At 46.1% G+C, this 26,880-nt stretch carries 28 protein-coding genes and 2 tRNA genes; 27 read left to right on the top strand and 3 right to left on the bottom strand.

Annotated elements, in window-relative coordinates; all coding sequences use genetic code 11:
- Positions 1-6: 6 nt before the first annotated feature.
- From gyrA to arsS, 9 genes are all read left to right on the top strand, one after another.
- Positions 7-2,433, top strand: a complete 2,427-nt coding sequence (gyrA, locus tag HMPREF1863_RS01415; RefSeq protein WP_083508463.1) for a DNA gyrase subunit A — start codon at positions 7-9, stop codon at positions 2,431-2,433.
- A 63-nt stretch (positions 2,434-2,496) separates the two neighbouring features.
- Positions 2,497-2,811, top strand: coding sequence for an STAS domain-containing protein (locus HMPREF1863_RS01410; RefSeq protein WP_068366656.1), 315 nt, complete (start codon positions 2,497-2,499; stop codon positions 2,809-2,811).
- Positions 2,811-3,167, top strand: coding sequence for an ATP-binding protein (locus tag HMPREF1863_RS01405; protein ID WP_068366653.1), 357 nt, complete (start codon positions 2,811-2,813; stop codon positions 3,165-3,167). Before HMPREF1863_RS01410 ends, HMPREF1863_RS01405 begins: the two co-directional genes overlap by 1 nt.
- Position 3,168: 1 nt before the next feature.
- Positions 3,169-3,957: a SigB/SigF/SigG family RNA polymerase sigma factor gene (locus HMPREF1863_RS01400; RefSeq protein WP_068366650.1), complete on the top strand. Its 789-nt coding sequence runs from the start codon at positions 3,169-3,171 to the stop codon at positions 3,955-3,957.
- Positions 3,957-4,589 (top strand): hypothetical protein, encoded by a 633-nt coding sequence (locus HMPREF1863_RS01395; RefSeq protein WP_068366647.1) that lies wholly within the window; start codon positions 3,957-3,959, stop codon positions 4,587-4,589. Before HMPREF1863_RS01400 ends, HMPREF1863_RS01395 begins: the two co-directional genes overlap by 1 nt.
- A 53-nt stretch (positions 4,590-4,642) precedes the next feature.
- Positions 4,643-4,719 (top strand) — tRNA-Arg (locus HMPREF1863_RS01390).
- 147 nt (positions 4,720-4,866) lie between these two features.
- Positions 4,867-5,373 (top strand): MarR family winged helix-turn-helix transcriptional regulator, encoded by a 507-nt coding sequence (locus tag HMPREF1863_RS01385; protein ID WP_068366644.1) that lies wholly within the window; start codon positions 4,867-4,869, stop codon positions 5,371-5,373.
- The gene (locus HMPREF1863_RS01380; protein ID WP_068366641.1) at positions 5,373-5,600 is read left to right on the top strand and encodes a hypothetical protein; all 228 of its coding nucleotides are present in this window, start codon (positions 5,373-5,375) and stop codon (positions 5,598-5,600) included. The genes HMPREF1863_RS01385 and HMPREF1863_RS01380 overlap by 1 nt, the downstream gene beginning before the upstream one ends.
- A gap of 157 nt (positions 5,601-5,757) precedes the next feature.
- Positions 5,758-6,675, top strand: coding sequence for an arsenosugar biosynthesis radical SAM (seleno)protein ArsS (gene arsS, locus HMPREF1863_RS01375; protein ID WP_068366637.1), 918 nt, complete (start codon positions 5,758-5,760; stop codon positions 6,673-6,675).
- Between the two features lie 50 nt (positions 6,676-6,725).
- Here the strand turns inward: arsS and HMPREF1863_RS01370 are convergent, their stop codons facing one another.
- Both HMPREF1863_RS01370 and HMPREF1863_RS01365 read right to left on the bottom strand, forming a co-directional pair.
- On the bottom strand, positions 6,726-7,256 hold the full coding sequence (locus HMPREF1863_RS01370) for a DUF3783 domain-containing protein (RefSeq protein WP_068366633.1): 531 nt from the start codon (positions 7,254-7,256) through the stop codon (positions 6,726-6,728).
- 288 nt (positions 7,257-7,544) lie between these two features.
- On the bottom strand, positions 7,545-8,177 hold the full coding sequence (locus tag HMPREF1863_RS01365; protein ID WP_068366630.1) for an HAD family hydrolase: 633 nt from the start codon (positions 8,175-8,177) through the stop codon (positions 7,545-7,547).
- Positions 8,178-8,269: 92 nt separating this feature from the next.
- Here HMPREF1863_RS01365 and HMPREF1863_RS01360 point away from each other — a divergent pair, with 92 nt between their 5' ends.
- The 16 genes from HMPREF1863_RS01360 (at position 8,270) to HMPREF1863_RS01285 (ending at position 24,442) form a co-directional block, all read left to right on the top strand.
- A complete protein-coding gene (locus HMPREF1863_RS01360; RefSeq protein WP_068366627.1) occupies positions 8,270-9,304 on the top strand; it encodes a DNA polymerase IV in 1,035 nt (344 codons plus the stop codon).
- 8 nt (positions 9,305-9,312) lie between these two features.
- A complete protein-coding gene (locus HMPREF1863_RS01355; RefSeq protein ID WP_068366624.1) occupies positions 9,313-9,705 on the top strand; it encodes a PaaI family thioesterase in 393 nt (130 codons plus the stop codon).
- Positions 9,705-10,103: a PaaI family thioesterase gene (locus HMPREF1863_RS01350; protein WP_068366621.1), complete on the top strand. Its 399-nt coding sequence runs from the start codon at positions 9,705-9,707 to the stop codon at positions 10,101-10,103. Before HMPREF1863_RS01355 ends, HMPREF1863_RS01350 begins: the two co-directional genes overlap by 1 nt.
- Positions 10,104-10,118: 15 nt before the next feature.
- Positions 10,119-11,012 (top strand): DMT family transporter, encoded by an 894-nt coding sequence (locus tag HMPREF1863_RS01345; protein WP_068366618.1) that lies wholly within the window; start codon positions 10,119-10,121, stop codon positions 11,010-11,012.
- An 86-nt stretch (positions 11,013-11,098) separates the two neighbouring features.
- Complete coding sequence (locus HMPREF1863_RS01340; protein ID WP_157065055.1) at positions 11,099-11,920, top strand: zinc ribbon domain-containing protein; 822 nt, start codon at positions 11,099-11,101, stop codon at positions 11,918-11,920.
- On the top strand, positions 11,920-12,567 hold the full coding sequence (locus tag HMPREF1863_RS01335) for a DNA alkylation repair protein (protein WP_068366612.1): 648 nt from the start codon (positions 11,920-11,922) through the stop codon (positions 12,565-12,567). Before HMPREF1863_RS01340 ends, HMPREF1863_RS01335 begins: the two co-directional genes overlap by 1 nt.
- 42 nt (positions 12,568-12,609) lie before the next feature.
- Entirely contained in the window at positions 12,610-13,716 is a 1,107-nt protein-coding gene (locus tag HMPREF1863_RS01330; protein ID WP_068366609.1) for a cysteine desulfurase family protein, read from the top strand.
- Positions 13,713-14,786: a tRNA 2-thiouridine(34) synthase MnmA gene (mnmA, locus tag HMPREF1863_RS01325; protein WP_068366605.1), complete on the top strand. Its 1,074-nt coding sequence runs from the start codon at positions 13,713-13,715 to the stop codon at positions 14,784-14,786. The genes HMPREF1863_RS01330 and mnmA overlap by 4 nt, the downstream gene beginning before the upstream one ends.
- A gap of 11 nt (positions 14,787-14,797) precedes the next feature.
- The gene (locus tag HMPREF1863_RS01320) at positions 14,798-15,253 is read left to right on the top strand and encodes a MaoC/PaaZ C-terminal domain-containing protein (protein ID WP_068366602.1); all 456 of its coding nucleotides are present in this window, start codon (positions 14,798-14,800) and stop codon (positions 15,251-15,253) included.
- A gap of 203 nt (positions 15,254-15,456) precedes the next feature.
- Positions 15,457-16,785, top strand: coding sequence for a branched-chain amino acid transport system II carrier protein (gene brnQ, locus HMPREF1863_RS01315; RefSeq protein WP_068366600.1), 1,329 nt, complete (start codon positions 15,457-15,459; stop codon positions 16,783-16,785).
- A gap of 305 nt (positions 16,786-17,090) precedes the next feature.
- Positions 17,091-18,416 carry a branched-chain amino acid transport system II carrier protein gene (gene brnQ / locus HMPREF1863_RS01310; protein WP_068366597.1) on the top strand — a complete coding sequence of 442 codons (1,326 nt, stop codon included), beginning with the start codon at positions 17,091-17,093 and terminating at the stop codon, positions 18,414-18,416.
- Positions 18,417-18,636: 220 nt separating this feature from the next.
- The gene (gene nhaC / locus HMPREF1863_RS01305; protein WP_068366595.1) at positions 18,637-20,061 is read left to right on the top strand and encodes a Na+/H+ antiporter NhaC; all 1,425 of its coding nucleotides are present in this window, start codon (positions 18,637-18,639) and stop codon (positions 20,059-20,061) included.
- Positions 20,062-20,634: a glycoside hydrolase family 73 protein gene (locus HMPREF1863_RS01300; protein ID WP_068366592.1), complete on the top strand. Its 573-nt coding sequence runs from the start codon at positions 20,062-20,064 to the stop codon at positions 20,632-20,634.
- A gap of 152 nt (positions 20,635-20,786) precedes the next feature.
- Positions 20,787-22,907: an adenosylcobalamin-dependent ribonucleoside-diphosphate reductase gene (locus tag HMPREF1863_RS01295; protein WP_068366589.1), complete on the top strand. Its 2,121-nt coding sequence runs from the start codon at positions 20,787-20,789 to the stop codon at positions 22,905-22,907.
- A gap of 219 nt (positions 22,908-23,126) precedes the next feature.
- Positions 23,127-24,281, top strand: a complete 1,155-nt coding sequence (locus tag HMPREF1863_RS01290; RefSeq protein WP_068366586.1) for a peptidoglycan DD-metalloendopeptidase family protein — start codon at positions 23,127-23,129, stop codon at positions 24,279-24,281.
- 72 nt (positions 24,282-24,353) lie between these two features.
- Positions 24,354-24,442: transfer RNA gene (locus HMPREF1863_RS01285), tRNA-Ser, on the top strand.
- A 71-nt stretch (positions 24,443-24,513) separates the two neighbouring features.
- Here HMPREF1863_RS01285 and HMPREF1863_RS01280 read toward each other — a convergent pair.
- Positions 24,514-25,719, bottom strand: a complete 1,206-nt coding sequence (locus tag HMPREF1863_RS01280) for a carboxylate--amine ligase (RefSeq protein WP_068366583.1) — start codon at positions 25,717-25,719, stop codon at positions 24,514-24,516.
- 160 nt (positions 25,720-25,879) lie between these two features.
- Here HMPREF1863_RS01280 and tpx point away from each other — a divergent pair, with 160 nt between their 5' ends.
- Together tpx and rlmH are read left to right on the top strand one after the other, a co-directional pair.
- Positions 25,880-26,389 carry a thiol peroxidase gene (tpx, locus tag HMPREF1863_RS01275; protein WP_068366580.1) on the top strand — a complete coding sequence of 170 codons (510 nt, stop codon included), beginning with the start codon at positions 25,880-25,882 and terminating at the stop codon, positions 26,387-26,389.
- 3 nt (positions 26,390-26,392) lie between these two features.
- Entirely contained in the window at positions 26,393-26,875 is a 483-nt protein-coding gene (rlmH, locus tag HMPREF1863_RS01270; RefSeq protein ID WP_198142690.1) for a 23S rRNA (pseudouridine(1915)-N(3))-methyltransferase RlmH, read from the top strand.
- The last annotated feature ends 5 nt before the right edge of the window (positions 26,876-26,880 follow it).

Here is a 26,880-nt window from a genome sequence, read left to right as displayed (position 1 = left end):
GAAACAGTGGCTAAATTTGCAAATCAACACGGAATACAAGATGTCGTTTTAGAAAATGCCATGAAAAAAGCCTATCTGGAATACTCCATGAGCGTCATCGTCGCCCGGGCCCTTCCCGATGTGCGCGACGGCTTAAAGCCCGTTCATCGCCGTATTCTCTATGGTATGCAACAACAAGGATTGACTCCCGACAAGCCGCACCGTAAAAGTGCTCGTCTCGTCGGGGATGTAATGGGTAAGTATCACCCTCACGGCGACTCTTCAATTTACGAAGCTACCGTTCGTTTGGCACAGGATTTTAACATTCGCTATCCTTTAGCCGACGGCCAGGGGAACTTCGGTTCCATGGACGGGGACAGCGCCGCCGCCATGCGGTATACCGAGGTGCGCATGTCCAAACTCGCCATGGAAATGCTCAGGGATCTGAATAAGGACACGGTGGATTTTGTTCCGAACTTTGACGAAGAACTTATGGAACCTGCCGTGTTGCCGTCAAGATTTCCCAATCTTCTCGTAAACGGTTCGGCGGGGATCGCTGTCGGGATGGCGACAAATATGCCGCCTCACAATATGAACGAATCCATCGACGGCGTGATCGCCTATATGGATAATCCGGACATTACACTTGAGGAATTAATGACCCACATTAAAGGACCCGATTTTCCAACCGGCGCCTTTATTATGGGTCGCGAAGGTATAAAAGAAGCTTATAAAACCGGTCGGGGAAAAATTAAAGTGCGGGCTCGCGCGGAAATTGAACCTATTCGCAACAAACATCAAATTGTCGTTACCGAAGTTCCTTATCAAGTCAATAAGGCCCGTGTCGTAGAAAAAATTGCCGAATTGGTTAAAGATAAAAAAATCAACGGCATCTCCGATATTCGCGACGAATCCAACCGCCGCGGCGTGCGTCTTGTTATCGAACTTAAGCGCGACAGCAATCCCAATGTGGTTTTAAATCAGCTCTATAAAGAAACCCAACTGCAAATTACTTTCGGGATTATCAATCTCGCCCTCGTCGACGGCGTTCCGAAAGAATTAAGCTTAAAAGAGCTTCTTCACTACTATGTTAAACATCAACGGGATGTGGTAACCCGCCGTACTGTCTTCGATTTGGACAAGGCGAAGGCGAGAGTACACATTATCGAAGGTTTGAAACTCGCCATCGATCATATTGATGAAATTATCGAAATCGTTAAAAGTTACCGTACCGATGAAGAAATTAAGGCGAAATTTACCGAACGCTTCGGTTTGACAGATGTTCAAGGTCAAGCGATCTTAGATATGCGCATTAAGCGCTTAAGCGGCTTGCAAGTTGAAAAACTCAACGAAGAGCACGAAGAACTTCTCCTTCTCATCGAACAATTGGAAGCTATTTTAGCGGATCCTCAAGTATTGGATAATACGATTAAAGGTGAGTTATTAGAGATCAAAGAAAAATACGGCGATCTTCGCCGCACGGTGATTACGAAATCTGACGGCGATGTAGACGATATCGATCTCATCGAAGACGAAGAAATCGTCGTGACGTTGACGAATTCCGGCTACATTAAACGCATGCCCGAGGGAACTTATAAACCTCAACATCGCGGTGGCCAAGGTATCAGCGCCCTCAATAAAAAATCCGATGATTTCGTGACCAGTCTCTTTATCACCACGACGCTTGACACTATTTTGTTCTTTACCGATAAGGGAAGAGTCTATAAAAAATTAGCTTATGAAATTCCTGCGGCAGGTCGCAATGCCAAGGGCATGGCCATCGTCAATCTTCTGCCTTTAGAAGAAAATGAGAAAATTCAAACCATTATTCCCATTTCCGAAGTACACGATAACGATCATTTAGTACTTCTCACAAAAGATGGCTATATTAAGCGCACCAAAATGGAAGAATACGAAAATATTCGTAAAAACGGCCTTATCGCCATGACATTGAGAGAAGGCGACGAAGTCATCGGCGGACGCCAAACCAAAGGTGATGAAGAATTAATTATCGTCACGAAAAAAGGTATGTCCTTGCGTTTAAAAGAAGAGGATATTCGTGCCCAAGGCCGCACCGCCATGGGCGTTATCGGCATTCGCCTTGGCAAAGACGACGAAGTGGTAAGTTTTGCCGGCGTAAGGGACGGCAGTACACTCGCTATTGTGAGTGAAAAAGGGTACGGCAAACGTACGGTTATGGATGAATACAGCACCCAAAACCGCGGCGGTAAGGGGCTCATTACCTATCGCATTAAGGAAAAAACCGGCGATGTCGTGGCGGCAAAGGCGCTGAACGACAGCGATCAAGTGATGATGATTACAGAAGACGGGTCCATTATTCGTCTGCTCGCCGAATCCATCTCGTCCTTAGGACGGGCTACGAGCGGTGTCAAACTGATGAACATTAAAGACAGCACCATCGTCGCCGTGGCGGAATATGTTGGAGAAGAATAGATTAGGATAGATAAATTAATACAATTAATGTATACTATACCTACCCGGAAACAGGAGGCGCTAATGTTTGAACTGGAAACAAAAAATAGTGGCGACAAGCTGCTCCTTATTTTAAGCGGCGAAATGGATATGTACTATACGCCGAAGTTTAAAGAAGAGGCGCTTCGAGCCTACGAAGAAGATCCTAAAGATATTCTTATCGATGCTAAAAATTTAAATTACATCGATTCCACCGGTCTTGGCGGTTTTATCCACTTAATGAACGCGGTAAAACAAAACAGCCATACTATTACATTGGCGGATTTACAGCCTAATGTAAAAAAACTGTTTACGATTACCAAGCTCGATAAGCTGTTTATTTTACAAGGAGAGGCCTAATGGATGATAAAGTCTATCTGACCCTTCCTGCAAAACCCCGTTATTTATCCCTCGCCCGTTTGGCGGCTTCAGGTATTTGTGTGGGTGTGGATATCGACATGGATACTCTTTCCGATATCCGCTTGTTGCTCACCGAAAGTTGTAATCTTTCCTTTGAAATCGGCGAAACGGAAGCTATCGATATCGTCTTAATGCCTGAAGACGACGGCATTCGCTTTAGCGTGTCGGGGGTTCGTAAAGAGCGTGTCGATTCCGACGAAGCCCTTCAAATTACGGAAATGATCATCGAATCCTTAGCCGACGAACTTACTTTTGACGAGGATAAGATCATCGTTTACAAAAATTTCGGAGTTTAGCATGGACAGACAAGCCTATGACAGCATGGACAAGCCGCTTTCCAAGGAAGAGCGAAGAGCGTTATTTGCAGAATATGCTGAAACCGGCGATAAGGAAATTCGGGATATTTTAATCGAGGAGCACTTATATATCGCCGAAATTTTGGCGAAGAAATATACGGGAAAAGGCATCGATTACGATGATATTTTCCAAGTCGCATCCATCGGTTTAATTTATGCCGTGGAGCGTTTCGATCCTTCTAAAGGCTTTGAATTTTCGTCTTTTGCGACGCCGACCATTATCGGGGAGATCAAAAAACATTTCCGCGATAAAGGGTGGACGATTCGCGTACCGCGCCGCATTCAGGAACTTTCCAAAAAAATAAACGACACGAAGCTGGCTCTGGGTCAGAAAAACCAGCGTACGCCGACCATTCAGGAAATTGCCAAGCATTTGGACATTACCACTGCCGAGGTTTTGGAAGTAATGGAGGCATCGAAAGTTTATACCCCTGAAAGTTTAGATATGACCTTTGATTCCGGGGGAGAAGATCGCGATCTTACCCGAGGGGATCGCATCGGCGTCGAAGAGGAATATTTTAATAAAGTTGAATTAAATGACTTTATTCAACGTACAATGGAAAAATTCAACGATGTTGAAAAAACCATCCTCATCGATCGCTATCAATACCGCAAGACACAGGTTTCCATCGCCGAAAAACTCGGTATTTCTCAAATGACCGTTAGCCGTATCGAAAAGAAAATTCTCGAAAAAATGCGTAAAGAAATCGAAAGATCCGGAGAAATATAATGAATCGAAAGAAAAACGTCGTACGTTTACAAAAACTCCTTTACGTGTTGGAAATTTGCATGTCCATTTTAATTATTATCGGCATCATTATTTCCATTCCCGACCTGATTAAGTACATGACGGCGATTGTCGTAAGCGGCAGAAGCTATAGTTACGACCTTTACCAAGCTTTTTTAAGTCACGTTCTTTTAATGGTCATCGGCCTTGAATTTGTCGCCATGCTGATTTCCCACGAAGAATACCAGATCATCTACATTATGACCATGGTTGTGGCGCGGAAAATGCTCGTCTACGGAAGCGACACCATGTCCCTTTTTATAGGCGTTGCCGCTATTGCCATTTTATTTATCGTGCGTAAATACTTTACGTTGCACAAAATTTTAGCCAATGCGGGAATCGCCATTTTCGATTCGACTACGAATATTCGCAGCGTCAATGAGCATTTAGTTCAGGATATCGAAACAAATAAAAATACGATTGGCGAACATGTGCGTGCCCTATTTGAGGAGGATCATCAATCCCTACAAAAAGGCGGCGTTGTAGAAGATGATTATTACATTTATCAAATCGAGAGCATAAACGAAGATCGTATTGGTTTAATCGCATTGGAGGAAAAGCATAAGGGAATCTAATGGTTGTTAAAGTACATTGAAAACATATGTGAATGTGTGTATACTGTTCGTAGGGAGCTGTAGCTCAGTAGGATAGAGCAGTGCCCTCCTAAGGCACGTGCCGGGGGTTCGATTCCTCTCAGCTCCGCCATTACATAAAAAAACATTACCCCATGTTTAAAGTTAAAAAGAGCAATTCCACATGGTGGCATTGTTCTTTTATGTTTAATTTATTAATGGTAAATTACATTGTTTTAATTGAGCAAATGACTGATATAGGATATTTGTGGAGGTGACTATGGAAGATAAAAACAGATCGTTATCCGACGTGATGAACTCGATTTACTTAAAATATAAATTGAATTTTTATCAAAATTTGTATCGCAACAATGACAGTAGTGAAGAACCGTTAACTGTCATGGAGAAATTTTGTGCCGAGGCTATTTTTGCTTTGCAAGGACCTACGGTTAATCAATTGGCGCGGTTTATCCGCGTAAGCCAACCGAATGCAGCGTACAAAGTAAACAATCTTGTAAAAAAAGGCCATGTTGAAAAAGTGCGTAGTCAAAAAGACCGTCGACAAGTCCACTTGTTTGTAACCGAAAAGTTTAAGCGATACTATCAGGTCAATTATCGCTATGTCGACGATATTCTTACCTGCTTAAAGGGAAAAGTAACCGAGGAGCAGTTGGACGTTTTCAAAGAAGTATTGGAAGCTATGGACGACGGTGTATTGGAACATGTAGCTGAAGATTTAGATCGCGACTACTACTTACCTCGCAGCACCCGCAGTTTCAGAGATTAATGGATAAGCGGCAAATTCGAAAATTTAAGCGTATGGAAGAAGCTATGCGCTTAGCCGAAAGTCGCTATACACATGCGCTCGTACGATCTATGTCCGGAACTTCGAGCGAGGATACCATCGGCTATTTGGAAGCCTCTCAGCGAACCCTTCAACAGGATATACAAAAAATAAAAGCGCTGCTGGACGGCTCTTTCGATGGTTCGAAAAAGGACATTATAGACTCGTGAGCTTATTATGATGAATGAAAGATCCCTTCGGGGATCTTTTTTATATAGGAAATTACCCGTATGTCAATTCGATTATAGAAAATATCAATACTATTGGAATGACAACTATCTAAAACTTCTCTGTGATATGATGACATCAGAATATAGGGAGGTTTTTATGGATTTTAAAGAACGCGTAAAGGAAGAATTTCAATCCACCGACGGTGTCGGCATTTTTCAAGCGAACATTACGGGAAAATGTAATTTAAGATGCGAACACTGCCATATTATGAAGAACAGCGACTACAAGGAAATGACAAAGGAAACCATGGATAAGTGCATCGAAGCGCTGAAAAAGCACAATTTCCATACATTGGACATTACCGGCGGCGAGCCCACGACCCATCCTCATTTAGTGGAATTTATTAAAGAGGCGAGCCCGTATGTCGATAAAATTATTTTGCGTACCAATGCCGTAGATCTTTCGGAGCACAAGGAACTTTTAGAATTAATCGATAAATTAAATATGCATGTTGTCGTATCCTTGCCCTGCTATACGGAAGAAAATGTAGATTCTCAAAGGGGCACGGGAACGTTTAAAAAGATTATGCCTAATTTAAGACTTTTAAATCATATGGGGTACGGAAAAGATAGAGAGCTTTCCCTGGTTTACAATCCTCTGGGCGCCTTTTTGCCCGGCCCTCAAAAGGGACTTGAACAAGATTATAAAGATCACTTGGCGGAACACGACGTCACGTTCTCCGATCTTTTCACCATTACCAATATGCCCATCGGCTTTTTCAGAGATAAACTGAAAGAAGAGGGCTTGGAAAAAGATTATATGGAACTTCTCGAAACGAATTTTAACGATGACACGGTAGAAAATTTAATGTGCCGTTTTCAAATTTCCGTCAATCCGAAAGGCAATATTTTCGATTGCGACTTCCATTTAGCGGAAAGAGTCCTTCCTAAAACCTACCAAACTATTGACGAGGTGGTGGCGGCAGATGATTTAAATCGCCCCATTACTTGGCGAAACTATTGCTACGGCTGCACGGCCGGTGCCGGATCCAGTTGCGGCGGCGCCTTAGAATAGACATAAAAAAATCCCCGTTATGGGGATTTTTTCGCGTTTAGAATTATAAATTAGTCTACATCCTTTAAGCGGCGAATCGCTTCCCGTACATCTTCTTCCGTAAGGTCTTCGCCTTTTTCCCGGAGATTTTTAGACCACTCGATGGCCTCGGCTCTTTCTGCCGTCGGGGAAACTTTTTGTTTTTCCAAACTGTTTTTTATAATGGGGAGCATTTCCGCCCACGCCGTTACCACGGCATTTTCATTTTGAATATGGCGCACCAAATGGCCGAAGGTCCAATCTTTTGTGGTTTCGGTCATGGCCGCTTTGTGGGGAAAAATTTCCCCTTTTTCTCGAAGATCCAAGAGGAATTTTTGTAGTAATTCAGATGAAAAATCCACAAAAACGAGAAGCTCTTCCGCTACGGCTTCTTCTTGATTTCCCGTCTTGTCGTAGCCTTCAAGACCGGCTAAATAGCCAAGAAATTCCCCTAACTCTTCCGGAAGAACCTCTCTTTTTTCTACTTGCAGTTTATCTGCGGTTTCAAGTAATTTCGTTTGCCGCTCTTCATTTTCAATTCCGTAATAAATTAACGTGCTCACAGTGACTCCTCTACCCCTTTTTTCTGTCAATATTTTAATGGCACGACGCCATAGTATTCATATCCTTTGGGAACAATTTCGCTTTTAAGTTCCGTATAATTGGTAAATACCCGTTTGGAATGTTTTTTAATCGAATGAACTTTTATAAAAAAGGATCCTTTGAAGAAGGTGCGATCTTCTGTTTATGTCACAAGGATTTGTATTCATCGGTTTGATTTAAAGCATCATATTCTATAATGTAAAAGAGGATAAAAAAATCTCCCGTCTGGGAGATTGATTGCGAGGCGATTATTTTCGGGGATCGGTCCAGTGAAGATGATCGTAGCCTTGGGCTTTAATGGGGTTGTTAATGAGGTAGCGGCTTTTCGTTAACTCCATCATGGGGCGATCGGCGGAAAGGGAATCGCTGTAAGAAAGGCTGTTGTCGTAATCGATGACCATATTTTTTTCCTGCAAATGGGCTAAAATATTGCTCACCTTTTGTTCGTGGCGATTATTTTCGCCAACGAGTTTATAATCTTCGTCGATTACCGTGCCGATAATGTGATCGAAGGGCAAACAGTCTTTTACGTAGACGAGGTAATTTTCCACCGATGCGGAGACGAGCATAATGTAATAGCCTTCTTCTTTTAAGCGATGAATTTCGTCGACAGCTTCTTTAAAAGCGTAGGCCATGACGTCTTCGTGAACGAATTTTCGAAGTTCTTCGTCGCTATAATAGGCGAGCATGCTCAGAAATTCTTCTTTTACCGCGGTTTTCAGTTTTTTTCCGTTGCGGGAAAAGGTGCCTTTAATTAAATTTCCGTAGAGCTTGCTGCGAAAGCCGGGTATTTTTTTGCAGGTTTTATCATATAGAATAAGAATGGAATCTTTAGAGATTACCGTTCTGTCGAAATCGAATAAAGCAATTTTTTGTTTCATAATTCCTCCTCCTCTTATTGTAATCTATTGTGGGGGAAAAAGGTGGATTTACGTTTTTTCTTAATATTTGATATAGTTGATAAGGTGATGAAATGGCTGCAATATTACATATGGATATGGATGCGTTTTTCGCATCGGTTGAAATATTACTAAACCCCGCCTTAAAAGGAAAACCTGTGGCTGTAGGAGGGCGCAATCCCTCGGGGATCGTCACCACGGCCAGTTACGAGGCGAGAAAATACGGCGTACATTCCGCCATGCCCATGTTTATGGCAAAAAGTCTTTGTCCCCATCTTATCGTCGTGCCGACGCGAAAAGGCGTTTACAGCGAAAAGAGCCGTGAGGTTTTCGGACTTATTCGCTCCTACGGCTTTCCCGTGGAGCAGGTTTCCATTGACGAGGCCTATGTGGATTTAACGGCCGCCAAACATCCGGTGGCGGTGGCAAAGGAGATGCAGAAGCGTATTATGGATGAAACGGGGCTTTCCATAAGCTGCGGCTTATCCTATAATAAATTTTTGGCGAAAATCGCATCGGATTTCCAAAAACCGAGGGGTTTTACCATCATCCGAAAAGAGGAAGCGTTGGAGATTTTAAAATCCCTTCCCATTTCGAAAATCCACGGCATCGGCGACAAGACGGAAAAACGACTGGCCCGCTTGGGCATTCGCACCGGGGAAGATCTCCTGGTGTTGGAACCCTCATTTTTGGAAGATAAATTCGGAAAATCGGGCATTGAACTTTACGAACGCATACGGGGCGTGGATCGGCGGAAGGTGGAGACGGAGCGAAAACGAAAATCCATCGGCGGCGAGGAAACTTTTAAGGAGACGCGCAACCGCGCATTTTTCGACGAACTTCTTCGCGAGGAAGCGCAAAAAACCGCCATGGAAATGGAGAAAAAAGGCATTACGGGCTATACGGTTACCGTCAAAATGAAGACCTTCGATTTCCATACCCATACGCGCTCCAGAACTTTTGGCGATCCTGTGGAAAGCGGGGAAGATCTTTACGACATTGCCCGCATGCTCTTCGACGAACTTTACAGTGGCGAAAAACTTCGTCTGCTGGGACTCAGTGTCTCCGGCTTAATCGACGATGTAGGCCGCCAGCTGCGCTTTATATAGGAGGTATTATGGACGACACTTTAAAAATACCCGACAAAATTTACGACGGCTTTTCCTCTCAATTTAATTTGGAGTTAAAGGAGTATACAGACGATCTCGTGCACGCCCTTTGGCATGTGGAAACGAGCGATCTGAATCCGGCGGGCATCGTACACGGCGGCGCCTCTTTTTCCGTAGCCGACGCCATGTGCGCCACCTTAGGTTACCGCACATTGCACGTGCTCACAAAAAGCGTGCGCTATTTTTACTATCATTCACTGGTCATCGGCGATGTCGATGTTATGTGCCGTTTTAAACGGAAGGGAAGCTTTACCTCTTTAATGGAAGTGGAACTTATTCAAGATGAAAAAGTCTGTATGAAAGGCTTTTTCGATATGGCGAAAATGAAGGGGACATTATAATGGCGAGTTACCGACGGATCGACGACGGTTTGGATCTACGTTTAATTAAGGATTCCAAACTGGAAATTATAGAACAGAATAAAGAGCGGCTTACAGCGCGCTGGAACGTATGGGACGGCGCTCTGAATTCCATCGGTACCTGCCAGGGCATGATCCACTTCGGCATGGCCGATGTGATCGCCGCCATTGTGTGTGATCGTGAGGGAATCGTCGTTACAAAAGACGCCAGTTGCTTTTACCACAAGCCCCTTTACGAAGGAGATGTGGAAGTGGAGGCCTTTATCGGCAAAAACGGAAAGACGAATATAACCGTCGAGGTGTTATTTTATCAAAAGGGCGCGCTGTGTTTTCAATCGATTTTCACCATGCACGCCACGAGAAAAACTTACAATGAATAGAAAAGGACAGATGGAATGAATCGTACACGTGCGAATTTTTTAATGTTGCTCGTCGCCATTATTTGGGGACTTGCCTTCGTAGCTCAAGTATCGGGAATGGAACACATTCACGCCTTCGCCCTGAATATGCACAGGAATTTTGTGGCGGGATGTTTCCTTATGGTGATTTTATTATTTTTCCCCAATATTCGACATGTGGGAACGGATTTACGTGCCACCATTGTCGGGGGCATTTGCTGCGGCATCGCCTTAAGTGTGGCCATGGCGCTGCAACAATACGGCTTGCAATTTACCACGGCGGGAAAGGGAAGTTTTATTACCGCTCTCTACATTATCCTCGTGCCCATCGGCGGCACGGTACTCGGCCATAAAGTGCCGAAAAAAATGTGGGTATCCGTTATTATCGCCTGCGTAGGCCTTTATTTTATAAGCGTCAAAAAAGACACGGGCTTTTCTGTCAACACGGGGGATGCTCTCGTCTTTTTATCGGCCGTCGGTTTTGCCGTTCACATTTTAGTGGTGGATCATTTCAGCGCCAATGTTGACGGCGTGGCCATGAGCTGTATTCAATTTTTCGTGGCGGGGATCATGTCCTTTTTCTATGTCCTGCCGACGGGAGCCTCCCTTTTCGGCGATTATATAGGCGCCCTGCCCTCCATTTTATACCTGGGCTTTTTATCCAGCGGTGTAGGCTTTACACTCCAGATCATCGCCCAAAGGTATAGCGAACCGACGACTGTAAGCCTTTTAATGAGTTCGGAATCGATTTTCGGACTTCTAGGCGGCATTTTCATATTGGGAGAACTTATTACATCGAGAGAATGGATCGGTTGCGCCCTCATGTTTGTCGCCATTTTGTTGGCACAACTGCCCTTACCGAAATTTTTACGAAAGTCTGAAGAACAGTAAAAAGTTAACAAATAGACCGGAGATCGTGGTATCCTATTGTAAAAGGGTATACATTCCCGTAATGAAATGACAAGGGGGTCTCTTCTATGAAATGTCGGTATTGTGGTAACGAAAATCCTTTAGGAGGAAAATTTTGTACATCCTGTGGCACACCTTTGGTCTATCACTTAGGGGAAAAAGAGGAAGATTCCCCGGTGGCAGAGGCTAAGCCCGCCAAAGAAGTTGTTTGTGAAGAGGTCGAGGTCGTCGATAGTGGCGCCTCGACGGGTGAAGAAGCGCATAGAGTAGAGGAAACACCTTCTTCGGAATCTCTTGAAGAAGCTGCAGCGACAGAAGTTGAAGAAGAAGAGGTAAAGCCGCAAGAGGAAGAAAAAGCGGATCCGGTGGAAGTGAAGGAACCGCGTCCTGAAGCAAAACCCGCTCCCAAAGAAAAGAAAAAGCACGAAAAGAAAGAGATCAAGCCGGAAGACCTCATGCCTTCTTTGGAAGATGATCCCAGAAAAAAACAAGCCATGAAGCGGAAACGTCGCAAGGCGAAAAAAGATGAGGATCGCGCCGCCGGCCGTCTTCCCGAAAAAAAGGCGAAAAAACAGCCGAAACCTAAAAAGGAAGAGGTCATTCTTCCAAAAGAGAGTGTAAAGGAAAAAGTGCAACAAAAGCCCGTTGAAGAAGCTGAAAAAATTGACGAAAAGCCTGTAGCGGAAAAACCGAAAGCTGAAAAAGTCGACGTAACAATCGAAAAGGCAAAGGAAAAGCCGGAAGTAAAGCCCGAGGTAAAACCGGCGATTGAAACTCAAAAACCTTCGGCACCATCGGCGCCTCGCCGAGAAACGAAATCCAACAAAATCCTTTGGGTGATTTTAGTACTTCTCGTCTTACTTTACGTCATTTACAAGGCCGCCTCCTAATGGAGAATCTACGCGCAAAATTAATGGAAGTGGGCACGGAGCGCCATAGGAAATTTATGGGCAAGCTTTTGCCCACAGTAGATCCTGAGCGTATTGTAGGGGTAAAAGTGCCGATATTGCGTCAAATTGCAAACGAGCTGCCGAAAGAATATCTACGTGAGCTGCCCCATGTTTATTTCGAAGAGGATATGCTCCACGATTTTGTCATTAATTCTCTGAATCGAGACGAGGCGCTACATGCCCTTCTGGAATTTTTGCCCTACTTAGATAATTGGGCGGTGGTGGACAGCTTGGATCCCAAATCCTTTTATAGCGCCCCATCCCTTATGGATTATTATTTAGAATTAAGCGACGATTCCAGGCCCTATGTGGCGCGGCTCGGCATTGTCCTCGCCCTTCGCCATATGAAAGAAGATACTTTAGGTGCCGTGAACCATTTAAAAACCGTGAAAAGCGATCACTACTACGTGCAAATGGCGTTGGCTTGGTTTTTTGCAGAAGCCGTGCTCCACGCGCCGGAAGTCGTCCTTTCCCTTTTAAGGGATGGGGTTTTGGATAGGGCCGTGCATAAAAAAACCATTCGCAAGATCAACGAGAGCCGACGAGTTGCTCAAAATATAAAAGAACAAGCTTCGGCTTGTAACTAGAAACGGCTTCCTTCGGGAAGCTGTTTTATTGAAAGGAGACTTATGATTTACCTCGACCATGCGGCGACTTGCCCTTTGCGAAGAGAAGCATTGGACGCCATGTTACCTTATTTCAGCGAAACCTACGGCAATCCCTCCAGCCAACACGGCGCGGGGCGGGCGGCAAAAAATGCATTGGAAACCGCAAGGCTCGAGGTGGCGACCCTTTTCGGCGTCACCATGAAGGAAGTCTTCTTCACTTCCTCCGGCACGGAAGCGGACAATATGGCGATTTTAAGCAGTTACAAAAATCGAACGATCTCGCCGGGGCATATGATCACCACCGCCATCGAACATGAGGCGGTCTTGGAAACGGCGAAGTATCTCGAAAGTTTAGGCGTGGAGGTAACCTACATTAAGCCGGATAAAAACGGCGTCGTCTCCGCGGAGCAAGTGCTGGATGCCCTACGCGACGATACTTTCCTCGTCAGCATTATGGCGATAAACAACGAAGTAGGCTCCCTACAACCTATAGAAGCCATTCGGGAAGGGCTAAAGGGGAAAGTACCTCTTCACGTCGACGGCGTACAGGCGGCGGGACATTTGCCCGTCAAAGATTACTCCGGGGATTTTATCGCCATAAGCGGCCATAAATTTTACGGCCCCAAGGGCGTGGGGATTTTAATCGCCAAAGGACAACTCCATCCCTTTACTCTCGGCGGCGGCCAGGAGCGGGGCATGCGCAGCGGCACGGAAAATGTGCCTTCGATTATCGGCATGGTGGAAGCTTTAAAGCTGGCCGAAAAAGAACGGGAAGCCACATCGCAGCATATGGCCGCCCTGTCCGAAGCATGTCGAAAAGGACTGGAGGCCATGGAAGGGGTTCATCTAACAGTAGAAGGGGGCGATCCGAGAATCGTCCACGCCATGGTCGATGGAATGGAGCGGGATGTGTTATTATTTCAATTAGATAGAGAAAACATCGCTGCCAGTGGAGGGAGCGCCTGTCAAGCCGGCGCTTCCACGGCGAGCCACGTGTTGGCCGCCATGGGAATCGACGAAAAGGGGAAAGCACCCCTTCGCATATCCTTCGGGCCGGAAAACACCGCAGAGGATGTAGCAACATTCCTGCGAGTACTAAAGGATATTTTAGAAAGGAAGAGACAGTGAGTCGCGTATTAGTAGCCATGAGCGGAGGCGTGGACAGTTCCGTCGCCGCCTATTTATTAAAAGAACAGGGTCACGAATGTATCGGCGTCACCATGAAACTTTACGAAAACGAAACGGTACAACATACGGGGCATACTTGCTGTTCCTTAGACGACATCGACGACGCCCGCATGGTGGCGGCGAAACTTGGCATGGATTATTTCGTCTACGACTTTTCCGAGCGTTTCCAAGAAGAAGTTATCGAGAAATTTATCGATTACTACGAAAAAGGCTGGACGCCCAATCCCTGTATCGACTGCAATCGCTATTTAAAATTCAACGACCTCTACAAACGGGCGAAGGATTTAGATTGCGATTACATCGCCACGGGCCACTACGCCCGTATCGGCTATGATGAGGAAACAAAACGCTATACCCTTTTAAAAGGGCCGGATCCGAAAAAAGATCAATCCTACGTCCTCTACAGTTTGACGCAAGATCAGCTCGCCCACACCCTCTTTCCCTTAGGTGAACTTGAAAAAGAAGAAGTGCGACGCATCGCCGAAGAAGCGGGTCTCGTCAATGCAAAAAAACACGATTCCCAAGATATTTGCTTCGTACCCGACGGAGACTACAAGGGATTTTTAGAGCGTTTCCAAGATAAGACCTACCCCGAAGGAGACATCGTCGACGGATCGGGAAACGTCCTCGGCCGTCACGACGGTGCCGTAGGTTATACTATCGGCCAGAGAAAAGGATTGGGCGTGGCGGCAGGCCATCCCATTTATGTGTTGGATAAGGATATGGAAAAAAACCAAGTCATCGTCGGGCCGAAAGAAGGCCTTGAGAAAAACAGCTTGGAGGCCATAAATTTTAATTGGATCAGCGTTCCGCAACAAGAAAAAATAGAGGTTACGGCGAGAACCCGGTATCACGGAAAAGAAACCCCCGCCACCCTTATGGATCGCGGCGACGGCAAGATTACCGTCGACTTCCACGCGCCCCACGGCGCCATTGCATCCGGGCAAGCCGTCGTCTGTTACGACGGCGATAAAGTCATTGGCGGAGGCACCATTACCTCGTCTCGTTAAAAGGAGGAGCTATGTATTTAGATGATTATGTAGAGGGTCTTACCTTTCAGCTGAGCCCCATTTCATTTACGGAGCAGGAAATCATTAACTTTGCCAAAGTTCACGATCCCCGCCCCATACACGTGGACCCGGAAGCGGCGGCGAAAAGTCGCTTCGGCGGCATTATCGCCTCGGGTTTTCATACCTTTTACGCCTGCTGGGGGAAATGGGTACACACCAAACTCGATGAAGGCGGCGTCGTGGCAGGCATCGGCATGGATCACCTGCGCTGGATAAAACCCGTCTATCCCCACGTTATGCTCTATACGACCCTCGTCGTAGATAAAATCGAAATCAAAAGCGGCGGAGATTACGGAGTCGTCCATTTAGATGTCTTTATTCGGGATAAAGACGGCGAACTCTTAATGGAACACGATGCCATCGTCTTAGTAGCGCGGGAAGGCGTAGAAGCAAAAAGGGCAAAATAGACAATATTAAATTTAAAATATAAAATACAAAAAGTCGCTAAACAATTAACTTTCTATGTTTTTTTAGAATTTTGTATTTTTTGAGTAAAATTTGTTGAAAAAAGAGGCAATTTTCGATTATTCGATTGTATTTTCTATTTTTATAGCGTTTTTCTTCAGTATTCTGTATAATGAATCGTGTATTAAACAGAAGGAGAGAATCTATGAAAAATAATAAGATCAAAGATATGATCGTAGTAGGTTTTGCGCTTTTCGCCATTTTCTTCGGCGCAGGCAATCTTATTTTCCCGCCATTTCTCGGTTTTCACGCAGGAGATCAATGGTTGGCGGTTATTTCCGGCTTCCTATTAACTGACCCTATCGTACCTATCATTACCTTGCTCGTAACGATTTTTGCGGGGGGTGAAGCCGTCCACCTCGGTCGTCGCGTCAATTATCCTTTTGCACTTATTTTAGCCGCTACGGCCATGATCAGTGTTGGTCCGGTTTTCGCGATTCCCAGAACCGCCGCTACGACATACGAGGTAGCCTTTTTACCTTTCTTCCCGAATCTTCCCATTTGGATCGTATCCGGAGGCTTCTTCCTTATTTCCCTCGCCCTGTGCATTAAAGAAACGGGCGTTGTCGATATTATCGGTCAATACATTACACCTGTCTTGTTATTATTCTTAGGTATTATTATCGTTAAAGCGGCCGTCGCCCCCGTCGGCACACCTCTTCCGGTTGCTCCGGGCGGACACTTTACTACCGGCGTTAAAGAAGGTTATCAAACGATGGACGCCATGGTATCTTTGCTCTGTACGGCCATCGTAACCGGCGACTTGATTCGCAAAGGTTATGGCGACGCACCGAAAAATGTTAAACAACAAATGATCGTCGCCGTCTCCGTTATCGCCCTCGTACTCATTATCCTTATCTACGGCGGTCTCGGTTATGTCGGCGCACAAGCCGGCGAACACTTCCCCCAAGATGCGACCCGCGTCGATATCTTAGTCGGCGTCGTAGAACTCTTGCTCGGCAGCTGGGGTAAAGTGGCCCTCGGTATCGCCGTCAGCTTGGCATGCTTAACCACATCGGTAGGCTTAACCTCTGCGGCAGGTAACTTCTTCAATTCCGTATCCCACGGTAAATGGAAATATGAAATTTGCGTCTGCGTCAGCATCGCCGTAAGTTTCACCCTATCCCTCGTCGGTGTAGAAGGTATTATTAAATTAGCAGGCCCTGTATTGGATATTGCTTATCCGGCATTGATCGCCATGTCCCTCATTATGATGTTTGACCGCAAACTTAAATATGACGGAACCATTATCGGCATGGCAGTTGGTACTCTCTTGGCAGCTACCATCTCCACCATTTACACCAATACCGGCGCCCTTGAAGGTATTGCAGGCTTCATCGACAAGATGCCCCTGGCAACCTTCGGATTCAGCTGGCTCGTTCCCGGCATCGTCTTCGCCGTTATCGGCACGGTGCTCGGCAAAATGGGCATCGGCAAAACTCGTGATGATCACGATATCCAACCGGCATTTTAATCAGAGAAAAAGCATTTCTTCGGAAGTGCTTTTTTTGTTGCCGTCATTTATTTTAAACTTTTGTCGTTAGAATATGTCATTGCGCAGGATTTATGTCTTAAAATTTCGAGATATTCGTTATTTTTCGAACTTTAAATGTAAATTATGCAGTTTTAGAAACAACAGAACCAAATTAATTTTGTATACACAATAAAATATAGACTCTTTTCTTTAATTGAAAGATTTAGTTTAAAAATAGAGGCCATTTGTGTATAATGTTGTTCAAGGGCAATATATACTTAAAATTTTTCAAAGGAGATGATTTTGTGAACAAGAAAACACAAGATATTTTCGTCAGCGGCCTTGCGCTATTTGCTATTTTCTTCGGTGCAGGCAACTTAATCTTCCCACCTTATCTTGGTGTCGGATCAGGAGACGGTTGGTTCTCCGTTATGATGGGCTTTTTGCTTGCCGACCCGGTAATCCCCATTGTCACCGTTTTTATTACGGCATTTGCCGGCGGTCGCGCCGTCGACTTAGGTAAGCGGGTAAGTCCCGGCTTCTCTAAACTTTTATCCCTCGTGGCCATTATCTGTATCGGGCCGGCCTTTGCCATTCCGAGAACGGCTGCCACAACTCACGAAGTCGGTGTTCAACCCTTCCTGCCCAACGCTCCGATTTTTGTTACATCATTAATCTTCTTTGCTATTGCATTTGCGCTATCCTATAAAGAAAGCGGCGTCGTCGATATTATCGGGAAATACATTACCCCGGCGCTCTTGATTTTCCTCGCGCTTATTATCGTCAAAGCGATTATTTCTCCCGTCGGCGAAATCGTCCCCGTGCCCCACGAAGGCGGCCTTTTCGTAAAAGGTTTCTATGAAGGTTATCAAACCCTCGACGCTTTGGCAGCTCCTTTGTTTACCGGTATCGTCGTGGCGGACTTGGTTCGAAAAGGCTATGGCGAAGTCAGCGACAGAGAGCGCAAATCCTTTATTGTTAAAGTCGGCATCGTCTGCTTTGTCGCCCTCGCCCTCGTATACGGTGGCCTCACCTATTTAGGTGCACAAGGCAGCGCGATTTACACTCCCGACAACTCCCGCGTAGAAATTTTAGTAGGCCTCGTCGGCATGTTGTTCGGTAACTTCGGTAAGTTTGCCCTTGCCGTTGCCGTTACCTTAGCTTGTATGACGACAGCTGTCGGCTTAATTTCTGCAGCCGGCAACTTCTTTGCCGACATCAGCGACGGTAAGATCAAATATGAATACACCGTTATCGTCGTCACTTTAATCAGTTTTGCACTTTCCTTAATCGGCGTCGATGCCATTATCGCATTGGCAGGCCCGGTATTGACCATCGTCTACCCGGTCATTATCGCCCTCGTCGTTTACATGATGTTTGAAAAACACGTTCAATACGACATGGCTTTTATCCTCATGGTAGCCGGCGTATTGGTCGTCGCCGTGATCGAAACCGTCGGCGGCATGGTTGGATTGGACAGTTTAGTTGAAACGATTAAGGGTCTGCCTCTCGGTCAATTCGGCTTTACCTGGTTCGTTCCCTCCGTCGTCTGCTTCGCAGTCGGTTGGGTGCTCGGTAAAATGGGCATCGGCAAAACCCGCGATCAGCACGAACAAGGCGGTATCTTCTAATACAAACCACTGAACCCGCTTCGGCGGGTTTTTTTATTGGAGAAAACATGAGTGAAAAGAGATATGGTAAAATAAAAGCGCCTTATAAATTTAGAAAGTTCTTAAGATTTTTATTGCCGGGAGCTGTAAAAATCCCGTGATAGAGAAAGAAATTTAGACTATAATATAAAATCAACAAAGCTATTTTAAAAATGAAATGCCATGAAGTAAGGAGGGCACCATGAAGGAAAATTACGAACCCAGAAAGGCGACGTTGGCCGAAGCGCTCATCGTCTTTGCGGGTCTTGTGCTCATTATGTGTGTGAGCATTTTGGTCTTTAAGATCAATCCCCACATCCCCATGTTTATCGGCGTGATCTTCGCCGCTTTAATGGCCATGCATATCGGTTACAGCTGGGACGATATTGAAAAATCTATGGTTCGGGGGATTTCACAGGCACTTCCTTCGGTTATGATTTTAATCACCATCGGAATTTTAGTAGGCATTTGGATCGCCACAGGTGTAGTACCTTCTATGATTTATTACGGGCTGAACATTCTAAAGCCATCGATTTTTCTCGTGGCCGCCTGCCTTATTTGTTCTATAACATCACTCGCTACGGGCAGTAGCTGGGGTACGGCCGCTACCATGGGCATCGCCCTTATGGGTATTGCACAGGGGCTACATATTCCCGCTCCCGTTACCGCCGGAGCCATTCTCTCCGGCGCCTATTTCGGCGACAAAATGAGCCCCCTTTCCGATACGACGAATTTGGCGCCTGCTATGGCGGGAACCGACGTCTTTACCCACGTAAAGGCCATGGTCAAGCCCACCATGATCACCTACATTTTAACCCTCGTGATCTTCGCCTTTTTGACTCGCCACTACAGCGCACAAATCGGCATTGCCGATGTGTCGGGGATTCAAGAGCTGCAATCGGGTCTAAAAGAGGCCTTTGTCATAAGCCCTCTCTTGCTTATTCCGCCCATTGTGGTTATCGTCACCATTGCCTTTAAAATGCCCGCCCTTCCGGGAATCGTATTGGGCATTGCCGTGGCCACATTGATCGGGCCTATTATTCAACCGACCGTAGGCTTTAAAGAAATTTTAGGCAGCGGCATGGACGGTTACGTATCCGCCACGGGTATGGAAGGGCTGGATAAGCTCTTAACCGCCGGAGGACTCATGAATATGATGCAATCCGTGTCCCTTACCCTGATCGCCATGATGTTCGGCGGCATCGCCGAGCGCACAGGCCAAATGGAAGTCATCGTCCATTCGGTGGTCAAGGGCATTCACTCCGTTACAGGCCTCGTCGTGGCGACACTGGCGTCTTGCCTACTATCCAATATGACCATGCCGGAGCAATATATTTCCCTCGTAGTGCCGGGCCGTATGTTTGCACCTGAATATCGCCGAAGAGGGCTGCATCCGAAAATGCTCTCTTCCACATTGGAAGCGTCGGGAACGGTGACCAGCGCCCTCGTGCCCTGGAATACTTGCGGCGTCTACATGAAAAGCGTACTGCACGTGGCGCCTATGGCTTACGCCCCCTTTGCCGTCTTTAACTACCTTATGCCCCTCGTGGTCATTATTATGACGGCCATGGGACAAAACACTTTCTATGCAAAAGACGATCCTTCGACCATTATCGAGGTGGAATAAATGAGCCGAAAGAGGAGCAAAAAGGCCCCCTCGAAACGACAGGGTTGTTTAATCCTCTTGGCTTTATTTGTCGTCATCATATTTTGGACCCTTCGTCCACGTTACAATCCCGATCCGGAGCTGATCCATTCCCGGGAAGAATTCTTCGAAACCTACGGGCCTTTGGCTCAGGAAGTGGGGAAGCGGTACCACTTAATCCCGTCGGTTATCCTTGCTCAGGCGGCGGTGGAATCAAATTTCGGCGAAAGTCAGCTTTCCAAAGAGTACCATAATTATTTCGGCATCAAAGGCAGGGGAAAAGGATCGGTGATGTTGGCGACGACGGAATTTTTTGGCGAGAGCGAAGAAAGGGTTCGGGACGGCTTCAGAACTTATGATTCTCCCAGGGAAAGTTTTTACGATTACGGAAAACTTATTGCAAAGGCCCCTCGCTATGAAAAGGTGAGGGAGGCGACGACGAGGGAAGCATACGCTCAGGCTCTCCACCCGGCGGGCTACAGTACCAATCCCCGCTACGGAGAAATACTTCTTAATACCATTGCGCAGTATAACTTAGCGCGTTTCGACGACTAAAAGGTGGCTTCGGCCGCCTTTTTTTAATTGAAAAATAGGTTGCTATGACGTAACATAGGAGAGGACACCATATGTAGGCATATGTAAGAAGTTAACCACAACATGTTGATATTTTGTGGATAAGTTATTAAAAAACGAAACAAGGAGACAGTATGGAAGTTAAAAAGAGAACCGGAGGCGTCGTTCCTTACGACGGAGAGAAAATTATTATCGCCGTGGAAAAAGCCATGGCGGAAACTAAAAAAGGCGTGGATCATGGTATTTCAAAAGCCGTTGTAGGGGACGTGGAGGCGACGTTAACAGGCGATGTGATCGACATCGAATCCATTCAAGACGCCGTAGAAGTATCCCTTATGAAACGGGATCCCGAGACGGCGAAAAAATACATCCTTTACCGTGAAGAACGCACCCGTTTAAGAGAACACGGCTGGGACATGACCGATCTTCAACGGGATATTTACGAAAAGAAATACCGCTTCCATTCGGAAAATTTTGAAGGATTTTTAGAGCGCGTCAGCGGCGGCCAATCGACGATTAAAAAAGCCATTGCGGATAAATGCTTTATGCCGGCAGGCCGTATTTTGGCAGGCAGAGGCCTTCAACATCACGGCAAAAAAATAACCCTTTCCAATTGCTACGTTATGCCCCAAGTGGAAGATAATATCGAATCCATTTACGACACGGCGAAGTGGATGGCGAGAACCTACAGTTACGGTGGCGGCGTAGGCTTAACCCTGAACAAACTTCGCCCGAAAGGCGCCAAAGTCAATAACGCAGCCTCTACCACCACAGGTGCCGTAAGCTTTATGGATCTCTATTCCTTAACCACGGGCCTTATCGGTATGCGCGGTCGTCGCGGCGCCCTTATGCTCAATATGGACGCATCCCACCCGGACATTATGGATTTTATCGACGTAAAAAGCGATTTGGATAAGGTCACCAGCGCGAATATTTCCGTTAATTGCAGCGACGAATTCTTTAAGGCTTACGAAAACGGCGAAGACTTTACCTTGTCCTTTGACGTGGAATCCACGGGAGAACAAATCAGAAAAAAAATCAGTGCACGGGATATGATGCATCGCCTGGCATATAACAACTGGAACATGGCGGAGCCCGGCGTGCTATTTAAAGATCGCATTAATTCCTGGCATATTATGAGCGAGGATGAAACTTTCGAATACGCCGGCGTCAATCCTTGTGCCGAAGAACCTCTTCCCGCCTTCGGATCCTGTAATCTTTCCAGTATCAACTTGGGGAAATTCGTCAAAAACCCCTTTAAAGACGACGCAAGCTTCGATTACGAAGGCTTTAAGAAACTGGTGAAAGAAGGGGTCATCTATTTAAACGACGTACTGGACGAAAACATGACCCTTCACCCCTTAAAACAACAGCGGGAACTTTCCAAAGAACTGCGCCAAATCGGACTGGGAATTATGGGCGTCGCCGATATGTTTATTAAAATGGGCATTGCCTACGGAAGCGACGAATCCCTCGCCTTAATTCACGACATCGGCCACGTGCTCGTCAACGAAGCGCTGCGCACCTCCGCCCTTCTTGCGGAAAAAGACGGCCCATTCCCTCGTTACCGCAAGGAAAAAGTATTGGCATCTCCCTTTATTAAGGAAAATGCCGACGACGACGTGTTGGAATTAATTGAAAAACACGGCCTCAGAAACTCCCAGCTTTTAACCATCGCACCTACGGGATCTATCTCCACCTTAATCGGCTGCAGCAACGGCGTTGAGCCCATCTTCCAAATCAGCTACATTCGTAAATCCGAATCCCTTCACGACGAAGACACCTATTACACCGTCTATACCGACATTATTCGCGATTTAATGGAAGCGCGTAACATTACGAGAGAAGAAGACCTGCCGGATTTCGTCATTACCACATCGAATTTGGATTACAAAGCCAGGATTCGCGTGCAATCGGCGTGGCAAAACTATATCGATGCCTCCATCTCCTCTACGGTCAACGTGCCCAACGAATTTACCGTGGAAGAAGTGGAAGACCTTTACGTCTACGCGTGGAAAATGGGCCTTAAAGGCATTACCATTTACCGCGACGGCTGCGCGAGAAGCGGTATTTTAACCACATCCAAGAGCGACAAAGGCGATCGTATTAAAGAATTACAAGACGAATTAAATCGGGAAATCGCCAAACAAATGACAGAAGACCCGGATACCTGCCCCATGTGCGGCGGCAAAATGAACCACACCGGCGGCTGCTCCGAATGTCAAGATTGCGGCTACAGCCCCTGTGCCATTTAAAACGTCATAAAAAACAACGAAAGCGAAGGCAAACACCTTCGCTTTTTTTGTGCCTTTTGTCATTTAATTGTAATCATCATGTAGCATACATGATACATTCACGGCCCTTTCATTTGTTATAATACCATTCGTGCTCGTAAAGAGTTACAAAAAAGTTACGAATACCATCGGCCATAGAGCCGAAACAAAAAATATACATTTAGAAAGCAGGCCAATTTTTTGAAAAACATCAGAAACTCAGTATTAACCTTTACATTAGCGACAACCCTTGCATTTAGCGGCGTACATACTGTCGCAAACGCCGAAAGCGTAAAAAACGCAGCGCAAATGCCCGTACAAGCGGAAGCACAAACCGCCGAAAAGAAAACGGAACGGGTCGATCTTTACCTCGGCGACAAGGCGATTTGCCAATTGGAAAATCGCGGAAGCTATGAGGAACTGATTAAAAAGTTACAAAATCATTTCAAAACGCAGGGTGCCGACATTCTGTCTATGACCATCGAACCTTCCCTTTCCGTGAAGAAAACGGATAAAACTGAAGAAGGCTTTTTAACTACCGACGACGCTTTTAAACTTCTTACAGAAGGCGGCAAGCGTGAAGCGGTATACATCGCCGAAAAAACGGAATCATTAGAATCCATTGCCAAGCGCTACGGCATGACATTGGACGAAATTAAATCCTTAAATCCCAACTGGGAAGATCCGGTAACTAAGGGAAGCAAACTGAAGGTTTTGGAAAAAGCCCCCTTGATCGAGATGACATTAGAAGAAGTCGTCGTCAATGTGGAAGATATTCCCTTCCAAACCGTAACAAAAGAAGACGACACCATGATCAAGACCCAACGGCAAGTGGAACGGGCCGGCGTGCCGGGACAGAGAGAAACCAGCGTGCGCATTCAAAGCCAAAACGGTAAAACCATCTCTTCGATTGTAGAGGGTAGCCGCATGAGCCGAGAAGCTGTCGATGAAATTGTTCGCGTAGGCACGAAACAAAGCTTGGCAACGGGTAAATTCATCAACCCGACGGTGGGTCGCTTTACTTCCCCCTTCGGTCCCCGTTGGGGCCGCTTCCACTACGGCATCGACATTGCCAACAGCGTCGGCACCGACATTAAGGCGGCAGACGGCGGCATCGTTACCCGTGCAGGGAGTGCTGGAAGCTACGGCAACCTTATTATTATCGATCATCAAAACGGCACGAGTACGCGCTATGCCCATTTAAGCCGCATCGACGTAAAAGTCGGCCAAGCCGTAGAGCAAGGCCAATCCATTGCCAAAATGGGCAATACCGGCCGCAGCACGGGCTCCCATTTACACTTTGAAGTGCGCGTCGGAGGCGTGGCGCAAAATCCGTTAAATTACGTGAAGTACTAACGACACGATGAAAATCATCTTTGAAAAACGGTGAAAATCCTGTATAATAGACATGTTGATTTAATATGTCTTGGAGCGGTATCGAAGTGGTCATAACGGGGCTGACTCGAAATCAGTTTGCCTTCACGGGCACGTGGGTTCGAATCCCACCCGCTCCGCCAAATCAAGCGATCTCTTAGGAGGTCGCTTTTTTCGTGCTTCCAATCAAAAAAGCGAGCCGATACGCTCGCTTCTATTTCTTATTGAATTTCGGTCGCTTTTGCCAAAGTTCGGAAAGTCTTATTTCCACCGCGTAGCCGAAGTAGCTAAGGCCGGGTCCCATATCGTCCCAGGCCCAGGCGGAATTGGTTTTTCGGAATTTATAATCGCTTATGATCTTCACCAAGTTCATTTGATCGTTTTTAATGTAGTTGTAAATAGCGAAAAGATCTCGTTGTTTGTTTTTCCAGTGGCAGTGAGTATCTCGATCGATAAAGTGAACGGGAATGTCCAGGTCGAGGGCATCTAAATAGTACATATAAGGGGTTTCAAAGCCTAAATGGCAAAACATTTCCGTCGATTCCGAAAACCGGGGCTTTAAGCTGAGCAAATATACTTTTCTGGAAAATTCGTCGCGCTTCCATTGGGTTTCTACGACGCCGCGGTAGCCGACTTTTTTAAACAGAGGATCTACGAGATTAACAAGTTCGGGGATCCATTTTTGTTTGCTGTAACCGGTTTTTCCAAAGGGAAGGGGATATTTGCGAATGGTTTCGGCGGTAAGGAAGCCTTTCAATTCCGAATCCTTTCCGTAGTATAAGTTGGCGGTGTATTCGTGATCTTCCGGCCCTTGAATCATGGCTTCGAGAAAGCACTTATGGTTGCAGCCGTGGTGTTCCACGGCGTGGAGTTTATCTAAAAGGGCGGATTCGTTCTTGATAAGGAAGAAGTTTTCGCCGAATGTTTCCTTAAAAAAACGGGGATCGCTGCATTTTAAAAGGCAGGGATAGCCGAGGAGAAGGGGCACTTGGCGAAGGAGTTCGCCGTCCGTTAGGTTGACGCGTTCGGGAACTAAAATACCGGCGGAATCTGCGAGTTGATGGATTGTTTGATCGTGAGATAGCGTGCTTACCGCGCTTTGTTTCATGGGAAAGAGGTAATAGGGCTCGAGCTCCTCTATATGGCGATCGAAGAATCGCCGATAATCTTTTGTGGCGGCGAAGAGTACGGGTTTTTTCTCTAAGGATGCGGCGTAGTCCACTAATGTTTTCAAAAGTTGCCCTTCCTCACGGCATGAAGGCACTATAAGGGCTTCTTTCGTATATTTGCTCACGCCATAGGGCGAAGGGCCGCCGTCCATGGTGGTAATATGGATTTTTCGCCTCCCTAAATTCCGTATAATGGCGAGGCTTGCGGGGTTGTCCGTTCCCAAAATAACGGCGCGATGTTTGAATTCCATTGTGTACCTCCTCGATTTCCTTTCCTATTACTTATTATAATATAGTTTTTACAATTTCAAAAAGAAAAGGGATTGTTAAAATATGATTTTTCTGTTTGCTTCGGTGAATTTAGGATATAAATGGAAAGTAACATGATGAAACAATTTAGGAGGTATTACCATGTCCAGAGAAAATATTACATTCGGCGGCGATGCTATTAACATTTTAGGTAACGAAATTAAAGTCGGCGACAAGGCACCGGATTTTAAAGCGGTAAATAACGATTTAAGCCCCTTTGAATCCAAGGAATTAAATGGCAAGATTCGTATTTATTCTGTCGTTCCTTCCATCGACACCGGCGTATGTGCCCTTCAAACTGAAAACTTCAATGAAATGGCCACAGAACTCGGCGAAAATGTTCACGTCATTACCATTTCCAACGACCTTCCCTTTGCACAAGCTCGTTTCGGCGCAGCAGAAGGTATCGACCGCGCGAAACTCGTCAGCGATTATCAAGTATGTGACTTCGGCGAAAAATACGGCTTCTTAATCGAAGGTCTCCGTCTTTTAACCCGCGGTATCGTCATCGTCGGCACAGACGACAAAGTAAAATACGTTGAATACGTACAAGAAGTGACCAACCACCCGGATTACGATAAGGCCCTTGCAGCGGTTAAAGAACTTCTTTAATTTATGCTGAAAATTCGCGTGATTGCCCTGGGCAAGCTGAAAAGCCGAGAGCTCACGGCGCTTTCCGACGAATACGTGAAGCGGATCAGGCCTTATATTCCCATTGAAATTGTGGAGCTCAAGGACGAGCGGGCGCCGGAATCTCTTTCCGAAAAGGAAAAGGAACAGGTGCTTGAAAAAGAGGCCGATCGCATTTTAGAAAATATACAACCGGGGGATCTTTGTATTCCGCTGGTGATCGAAGGAAAAACGATGGACTCGGTACGATTTTCCGAGACATTATATGATATGATGGAAAGAGCCCAAGGCAAGGTTGTGTTTGTCATCGGGTCGAGTATGGGAATGAGTGAAAGGGTCAAGGCTCGTGGCGACATGAGATTATCGTTTTCGCCCATGACCATGCCACATACGCTAATGCGCCCCGTTCTGCTCGAGCAGATTTACAGGGCGAGTCGCATTCACAGCGGCCATACGTATCACAAGTAGGAGGT

It is taken from the genome of Aedoeadaptatus coxii (genome assembly GCF_001553115.1).
Classification (GTDB): domain Bacteria; phylum Bacillota; class Clostridia; order Tissierellales; family Peptoniphilaceae; genus Aedoeadaptatus; species Aedoeadaptatus coxii.
This window is presented reverse-complemented; position numbering and strand designations above follow the sequence as displayed.

Bases quoted from the DNA above. Each gene is read 5' to 3' on its own strand.
- HMPREF1863_RS01410 (WP_068366656.1), top strand. From the start codon at position 2,497: ATGTTTGAACTGGAAACAAAAAATAGTGGCGACAAGCTGCTCCTTATT.
- HMPREF1863_RS01405 (WP_068366653.1), top strand. From the start codon at position 2,811: ATGGATGATAAAGTCTATCTGACCCTTCCTGCAAAACCCCGTTATTTA.
- HMPREF1863_RS01400 (WP_068366650.1), top strand. From the start codon at position 3,169: ATGGACAGACAAGCCTATGACAGCATGGACAAGCCGCTTTCCAAGGAA.
- HMPREF1863_RS01395 (WP_068366647.1), top strand. From the start codon at position 3,957: ATGAATCGAAAGAAAAACGTCGTACGTTTACAAAAACTCCTTTACGTG.
- HMPREF1863_RS01385 (WP_068366644.1), top strand. From the start codon at position 4,867: ATGGAAGATAAAAACAGATCGTTATCCGACGTGATGAACTCGATTTAC.
- HMPREF1863_RS01380 (WP_068366641.1), top strand. From the start codon at position 5,373: ATGGATAAGCGGCAAATTCGAAAATTTAAGCGTATGGAAGAAGCTATG.
- arsS (WP_068366637.1), top strand. From the start codon at position 5,758: ATGGATTTTAAAGAACGCGTAAAGGAAGAATTTCAATCCACCGACGGT.
- HMPREF1863_RS01365 (WP_068366630.1), bottom strand. From the start codon at position 8,177: ATGAAACAAAAAATTGCTTTATTCGATTTCGACAGAACGGTAATCTCT.
- HMPREF1863_RS01360 (WP_068366627.1), top strand. From the start codon at position 8,270: ATGGCTGCAATATTACATATGGATATGGATGCGTTTTTCGCATCGGTT.
- HMPREF1863_RS01355 (WP_068366624.1), top strand. From the start codon at position 9,313: ATGGACGACACTTTAAAAATACCCGACAAAATTTACGACGGCTTTTCC.
- HMPREF1863_RS01350 (WP_068366621.1), top strand. From the start codon at position 9,705: ATGGCGAGTTACCGACGGATCGACGACGGTTTGGATCTACGTTTAATT.
- HMPREF1863_RS01345 (WP_068366618.1), top strand. From the start codon at position 10,119: ATGAATCGTACACGTGCGAATTTTTTAATGTTGCTCGTCGCCATTATT.
- HMPREF1863_RS01340 (WP_157065055.1), top strand. From the start codon at position 11,099: ATGAAATGTCGGTATTGTGGTAACGAAAATCCTTTAGGAGGAAAATTT.
- HMPREF1863_RS01335 (WP_068366612.1), top strand. From the start codon at position 11,920: ATGGAGAATCTACGCGCAAAATTAATGGAAGTGGGCACGGAGCGCCAT.
- HMPREF1863_RS01330 (WP_068366609.1), top strand. From the start codon at position 12,610: ATGATTTACCTCGACCATGCGGCGACTTGCCCTTTGCGAAGAGAAGCA.
- HMPREF1863_RS01320 (WP_068366602.1), top strand. From the start codon at position 14,798: ATGTATTTAGATGATTATGTAGAGGGTCTTACCTTTCAGCTGAGCCCC.
- brnQ (WP_068366600.1), top strand. From the start codon at position 15,457: ATGAAAAATAATAAGATCAAAGATATGATCGTAGTAGGTTTTGCGCTT.
- nhaC (WP_068366595.1), top strand. From the start codon at position 18,637: ATGAAGGAAAATTACGAACCCAGAAAGGCGACGTTGGCCGAAGCGCTC.
- HMPREF1863_RS01300 (WP_068366592.1), top strand. From the start codon at position 20,062: ATGAGCCGAAAGAGGAGCAAAAAGGCCCCCTCGAAACGACAGGGTTGT.
- HMPREF1863_RS01295 (WP_068366589.1), top strand. From the start codon at position 20,787: ATGGAAGTTAAAAAGAGAACCGGAGGCGTCGTTCCTTACGACGGAGAG.
- HMPREF1863_RS01280 (WP_068366583.1), bottom strand. From the start codon at position 25,719: ATGGAATTCAAACATCGCGCCGTTATTTTGGGAACGGACAACCCCGCA.
- tpx (WP_068366580.1), top strand. From the start codon at position 25,880: ATGTCCAGAGAAAATATTACATTCGGCGGCGATGCTATTAACATTTTA.
- rlmH (WP_198142690.1), top strand. From the start codon at position 26,393: ATGCTGAAAATTCGCGTGATTGCCCTGGGCAAGCTGAAAAGCCGAGAG.